5 protein-coding genes are annotated in these 6,813 nt (G+C 38.1%); all 5 read left to right on the forward strand.

What is annotated here, in order from left to right; all coding sequences use genetic code 11:
• The first annotated feature begins 181 nt into the window (after positions 1 to 181).
• Positions 182 to 862, forward strand: a complete 681-nt coding sequence (locus ACIR310F_RS0114615) for a DUF3120 domain-containing protein (protein ID WP_051289669.1) — start codon at positions 182 to 184, stop codon at positions 860 to 862.
• A 315-nt stretch (positions 863 to 1,177) separates the two neighbouring features.
• Positions 1,178 to 1,606 (forward strand): photosystem II complex extrinsic protein PsbU, encoded by a 429-nt coding sequence (gene psbU / locus ACIR310F_RS0114620; protein ID WP_028084464.1) that lies wholly within the window; start codon positions 1,178 to 1,180, stop codon positions 1,604 to 1,606.
• Positions 1,607 to 1,747: 141 nt separating this feature from the next.
• Positions 1,748 to 3,424 carry an L-aspartate oxidase gene (gene nadB, locus ACIR310F_RS0114625; protein WP_028084465.1) on the forward strand — a complete coding sequence of 559 codons (1,677 nt, stop codon included), beginning with the start codon at positions 1,748 to 1,750 and terminating at the stop codon, positions 3,422 to 3,424.
• 170 nt (positions 3,425 to 3,594) lie between these two features.
• A complete protein-coding gene (locus tag ACIR310F_RS0114630; RefSeq protein ID WP_035368074.1) occupies positions 3,595 to 4,584 on the forward strand; it encodes a sterol desaturase family protein in 990 nt (329 codons plus the stop codon).
• Between the two features lie 2 nt (positions 4,585 to 4,586).
• A partial coding sequence (locus ACIR310F_RS26970) for a non-ribosomal peptide synthetase (RefSeq protein WP_231387554.1) occupies positions 4,587 to 6,813 on the forward strand: 2,227 nt, incomplete at its 3' end.

Here is a 6,813-nt window from a genome sequence, read left to right on the forward strand (position 1 = left end):
ATTTTTTCATTCTTTACTTGAGTGCATAGTCCTATCAATAAATTTCGTGTATAATCAAGATGCCCCCAGGGGGGATTATCAATTATGATATTGTGGAATAAGTAAAGTTTAGTAACAAATATTAGAAACTTTGATTAATCATACATTCTTCTCCTATACAGCTACTAACCCTACACTAGATATTGATGATGGCGTTAAAAAAACGTCTTTAGTAAACTTGATATCTTCCCGACAAAATTGGTTAGTATTTGCAGCATCAGTATTTTTAGTATCAGTACCAGTGTTTGTGGAAGCACCATTAGTAAGATCATTTCCCGCGCTAAGTGTATTTTTAACAGGCTTTTTACTCTGGATCAGTATGAGATTAATGTCAAGTTCACGAACCTATTTATGGGGAGATTTACTCTTTGGGTTTAGCTGGACTTGGTTGACAGGAGCAATTTATTGGGGTTGGTTAAGATATGAACCAATCTGGCATATACCCATAGAATCACTAGGATTACCCTTTGCTTTGTGGTGTTTACGCAAAAATTGGGGTAAAATTGGCAATTGGTTCTATTTAGGTTCTTTGCTGGGGACAGTTTTAACCGATATTTATTTTTATTTAGTAGATTTGATGCCCTATTGGCGACAAATTATGAGAACATCCCCGGCAGGAGCTTCACAAATCTTACAAAATGCCTTAGAACAAGTCGAAACACCCTGGGGAGAAGGCTGGGCGGTTATTCTTGCGCTGATACTGATGACAGTGGGAACAGTCTCTTTACTGAATAAACAATGCCATTGGTATGCCTTTGGGGGGGCAATTTTGAGTACAATTCTAGTAGACAGTCTATTCTTAATAGCAGCGGTTCTAGCGTGAAATTCCCATCAATGGGAAAAACACCCAAAAATAGGCGCGTAAGTGCTATGAGGAAAAATTTTTGGCAAAAGTCAAAGTCAACCAAATAGTAGTGAATATTGTGGATATTGATACGCTGTATATTAGTTCTTGGTGACTGTTGTGCAAGATCCCAAGCTAAAACGAAGAAGCTAAATCATGAGAAAATCAGGATCAAGTTAGAATAGAAACTGCTCTAACAACCCGAAAATTCTGGCTTATGCCCTACGGTTTATGGCTTGTGGCTGCAAATAATCAACAATTTAATTGCTGTTTGATAGAAAGAGGTAAAAAATCGTGAAAGGATTGGTGCGTTTATTCACTGTATTTACATTGTTGCTAGGTTGTTGGGGAATATTGGGAACTACCCAAACAGCCCAAGCTTTTAGTTTCAATAGCTTTGTGGGTAATCAAGTTCCTGTTTTAGCAGTTGCCCGCCAAAACAAAGCAGATCAGAAACTGGGAACGGACTTTGGTAAAAAAATTGATTTGAATAATACCAATATCGCTGCTTTCCAAAAGTATCGAGGACTATATCCCACCTTGGGCAGTAAAATTATCAAAAATGCTCCCTACAAAAAAGTAGAGGATGTATTAAATATCCCAGAATTGAGCGATAAACAAAAAGCACTTTTGCAAGCCAACTTGGATAATTTCACCGTGACAGAATTTGAGCCTAACTTCAACGAAGGTGATGATCGCATTAACAACGGTATCTACAGATAACCCTAGTTGGTAATTGGTAATTGGTGATTGGTAGAGGTAAGAGGCCAGAAGTTTCATAGATTTCCCCATGACCCATGACCCATGACCCATGACCCATTACCCATTACCCATGACCCATTACCTATTACCTATTACCTCACCTTGTCTGATATAGATATTCCTAACCAATTTGATGTTTTAGTAGTCGGTGCTGGTGCAGCGGGACTATATACAGCCCTATGTTTACCGGTATCCTTAGAAGTCGGCTTAATTACTAAAGAAACGGTTTCCCTGTCTGCCAGTGATTGGGCGCAAGGTGGCATAGCCGCAGCCGTATCCCCAGAAGATTCGCCCAAACTGCATATTGAAGACACCTTAAAAGCCGGGGCGGGTTTATGTGATCTGGATGCTGTAAAATTCTTAGCTGAACAAGCTCCCAGTTGTATTCAATCCCTAGTTAATTTAGGAGTCGCTTTTGATCGTCATGACAGTAACTTAGCCTTAACCTTAGAAGCAGCCCATTCTCGTCCTCGTGTTCTCCATGCGGCTGATACCACTGGTAGGGAAGTTACAACTACCCTGAAAAATCAAGTTCTGCGTCGTCAGAATATCAAAGTAATTCAGCAAGCTTTGGCTTTGAGTTTGTGGATAGAACCCCAAACCGGTCAATGTTTGGGAATTAGCCTATTTTATCAAGGTAAAATTACCTGGGTGAGAGCCGGAGCAGTAATTTTAGCTACGGGTGGTGGTGGTCAAGTATTTGCTCAAACTACTAACCCAGAAGTAAGTACAGGTGATGGTGTGGCCATTGCTTGGCGGGCGGGGGCGATTCTTCGTGATTTAGAATTTGTGCAGTTTCATCCTACAGCCTTGAGTAAACCAGGACGTTTTCTCATTAGTGAAGCCGTACGTGGTGAAGGGGCGCACCTTGTGGATGATACCGGGCGACGTTTTGCTTTTGATTACCACCCAGCAGGGGAATTAGCACCGCGAGATGTGGTCAGTCGAGCAATTTTTAGTCATTTACAAAATACCGCCTCTGACCCGGCTACAGCCAATGTCTGGTTAGATATGCGTCCTATTCCCCCTGAGAAAATTCGTCATCGTTTCCCCAATATCATCGCCGTTTGTCAACGTTGGGGTATTGATGTCTTTAATCAACCCATTCCCGTTTCTCCTGCTGCCCATTATTGGATGGGTGGCATTATCACAGATGTGACTAATTCGACCAATATTCCCGGTTTATATGCTGTTGGGGAAACCGCTAGTACGGGGGTACATGGTGCAAATCGTTTAGCCAGTAATTCTCTTTTAGAATGTATTGTCTTTGGGGCGCAAATGGCTAATCTTGATCATGAAAAATTGATAATTCAAAAACAGAAATCTGTTAACTTTATTAAAAATGGAAATTTTACAGTTAACCCGTCTGCAATTGATTGGGAAAATCAACCAGGACAATTAGCAGAAATTCGCCAAAATTTACCCCGTCTAGTCTGGAAAAGTGCGGGTATTTGTCGAGAAAAATCAAGTTTAGAAAATGCCATTTTGCAAATTTTATCTTGGCAAGAAGACTTTGCTGCTTTACCTTTAAGTCAATTATTATTAAGTTTACAGCCTGGACAATCAGTTAATTTTCAACAACCGAAAATTGAAAAAGAATTGCGGCTTTGGGCAGAAACTCGTAATTTATTAGATGTGGCAGAATTAATTCTCAAAAGTGCTGTTTTTAGAACTGAAAGCCGTGGTGGACATTATCGTTTAGATTATCCGCAAACTGATCCTAATTGGCAAGTGCATACTCTGGTGAAAAATCAGGAATGGGTAATGGGTAATAGCTGATATAGCTGGCGGAAGATGGGTTATATCCCAAGTAAGCTGTACTGCATTTAGTTTGTATAATTATAGCGGGCAAGATGCCCGCACCACAAAGTTCAAGTAAATTGTGGTTATCAAATTTAGCTGCGTAACAGCTTACCTACTAAATTTCTATTTTTCCAATATCTAAGATAATGATACAAATACAAAATCTGCGGATTCTTTATCCATTTTTAGTGCCATTGACAAGTTCATCTCCGATTTATTGGTTATATATACTTTCGGCTTTGTTAATAGCTTTAACTATATATAAGCTGGGGTTATCTCAACAAGACAAACAAATAAATTTAAGGCAATATCTTTTTCCCAAAGAGGTTTATTTACATCCTTCAGCGATCGCTGAATACAAGTATTATTTTTTATCTTCCCTTTTAGAAATATCTGTAATATTACCAATTATATTATCTCTACCAAATCTAGCCAATATCATTTGTGATTATTTAACAGAAATTACGCACCTAACAACGCCTTTTTTAATTACCCATCCTCAGTGGTATCATTATGTCACATTAAGTATTGTTGTGGCCTTAGTGGGGGATTTTGCCTATTATTGTTACCATTATTTAGCTCATAGAAATTCATTCTTTTGGGAATTTCATAAAGTCCATCATTCTGCGGATGTATTAACTCCGATGACTGTTTATCGTTCCCATCCCCTTGATTTGCTTTTAAGTATGAGCATAGGAACGGTAATGCTGGGTTTTGCTACAGGCATCTGGGTTTATTTATTTGGAAATCAAGTCTCCTATTTATCTATTTATGGAGTTAACTGGGAAATATTTCTATTTTATCTAACTGTTGCCAACTTACGACATTCTCATATTTGGTTGAACTACCCTCATGGGGTTAGTCATGTGTTGATGAGTCCTGCCCAACATCATATTCATCATAGTGTTGAGCCAAAGCATTATGATAAAAACTTTGGTTACATTTTGTCTTTTTGGGATTGGATATTTGGGACTTTATACGTACCGCAAAGTTATGAAAAGCTTGATTTTGGTCTATTAGATGGGGAATCAAGTTTATTTAATAATCCGATTAATTTATTAGTACAGCCATTTAAATCTATTTGGCAAAAATATGACCAACAGACATCTAAAAAGCAAATTAATTCAAAAATATAGTTATGAATAACGTGAAGTTAGATTTAAATTCAGATTTGTCGAATTTGACTACAATCATCAATGATTTACCAGAAAATGGTGTTTGTATCCATGATTTATTTGCAATTCAGGTAAAGTTAGCACCAAATTCAGTAGCAACAATATTTGAAAACCAGCAACTTACTTACCAAGAATTGAATGCTAAAGCCAATCAGTTAGCACATTATTTACAGAGTATTGGTGTAGGTGCTGAGGTGATGGTAGGCTTATGTTTAGAGAGATCGCTTGATCTGATCATCGGTATTCTTGGTATTCTTAAAGCTGGAGGTGCTTATGTACCTATAGATCCGGCCTATCCCCAAGAACGCATAGCATTCATGCTAGAAGATACGGAGTTGCAATTTGTGGTGACACAACAACAATGGTTAGTATCTTTAACGGAAAACTCCGCAGCAATTTGCTTAGATAGAGATTGGCAGAAAATTGATTGTCAAAGTTCCCATGATCCAGTTAGTGGAGTTACAGCCGAAAATCTCGCTTATTTAATCTATACCTCCGGTTCTACTGGTAAGCCGAAAGGTGTACAAATGCCCCATTCAAGTGTAACCGCTTATTTACAAGCGATCGCTAAAATATTACCAGTTAATCATCAAGATATTTATCTCCATACAGCATCTTTCTCTTTTACTGCTTCAGTCAGACAATTATTTTTACCTTTATCCCAAGGTGCAACCAGTATTCTTGCTACTCGTGAACAAACAAGAACTCCTTTAAGCCTATTTGAATTAATTCAAAAACGTGGTGTTACCATTTCTGACGGTGTACCTTCTGTATGGCGTTATGGACTAATTGCTTTAGAAAGTTTAGAGCAAAAATATACAAAAGCCCTGGGCGCATCAAAATTAAGATTAATAGTATTTGGTGGCGAATTATTACCCTATCAACTAATTAAAAAGTTACGCAACCTGTTTAAAACACCACCCCAGTTTTTTAATATTCTCGGTCAAACGGAAAGTATTGGCCATGGTTTTTATCCCATTCCCGACGACTGCAACCTTGAAGATGGCTATGTACCAGTTGGTTATCCTCTGCCAGATATTCAGCAAGTTTATGTACTCAATTCCCAACTTGAACCAGTAAAAATTGGTGAGTCTGGAGAAGTCCATATTGCGGGTTCTACCCTGGCGCGGGGCTATCTAAATCGCACCGAAGCAAATGGGGAAAAATTTATTATTAATCCTTTTAATCCTCAACAACGACTTTTTAAAACCGGAGATGTTGCCCGTTATTCAAGTAATCAAAATCTAGAAATTCTTGGTCGCATTGATTTTCAGGTAAATATCCGAGGAATGCGGGTTGAATTGGAAGAAATTGAAGCAGTAATTAAACTTCATCCCAGTATTCAAGAAGCTGTGGTTTCTGCTAGGGAAGATGTCTCTGGTGGTAAGCGGCTAGTTGCTTATATCGTAGTCAATAACCAAGATTTTAATTCGGAAGAATTACGCAATTTTCTGTCCAGTAAATTACCAGATTATATGATTCCCCATACCTTAATGGTGATGGAGAAATTACCAGTTTTACCCAATGGTAAATTAGACCGGAACAGTTTACCCGAACCTGATCTATCAGCAATTCAAAGTAAATTTGTCCCTCCACAAACACCTACACAGGAAATCATTGCTAACATTTGGTCTGAAGTTTTAGGAATTGAAAAAGTTGGTATTCATGATAACTTTTTAGAATTGGGTGGACATTCCCTATTAGCAAGTTTAGTTATATCAAGATTGCGTGAAGCACTATCAATAGAAATATCAATTGCTAGTTTATTTGCTGCGCCAACAATTGCCACATTTAGTGAAAAAATTGGATCTTCTGCCCATAATTTACTGCCAAACTTAGAACCAGTTGCTCGAAATATTGAATTACCTCTTTCATTAACCCAGCAGCGTTTTTGGTTTCTTGATCAAATGGAAGGGGCAAATTCTGCGTACAATATTGTCAGAGTCTTGAATCTACAAGGATCACTTAACTTTACAGCACTTGAGGAGGCGATCGCTACAATTATTAATCGTCATGAAACCCTGCGGACAAGTTTTGGGATTGCTGATGGTAAACCCATCCAAATTATTGCTGGTAAATTAGAATTTACCTTACCTGTAATAGATTTACAAGAATTAGCAGAAGATCACAAAACGGCGGGCGCACAAAAATTAATTACTAATGAATATCTTCGCCCTTTTGAGTTAAATG

It is taken from the genome of Dolichospermum circinale AWQC310F (assembly GCF_000426925.1).
Lineage (GTDB): Bacteria > Cyanobacteriota > Cyanobacteriia > Cyanobacteriales > Nostocaceae > Dolichospermum > Dolichospermum circinale.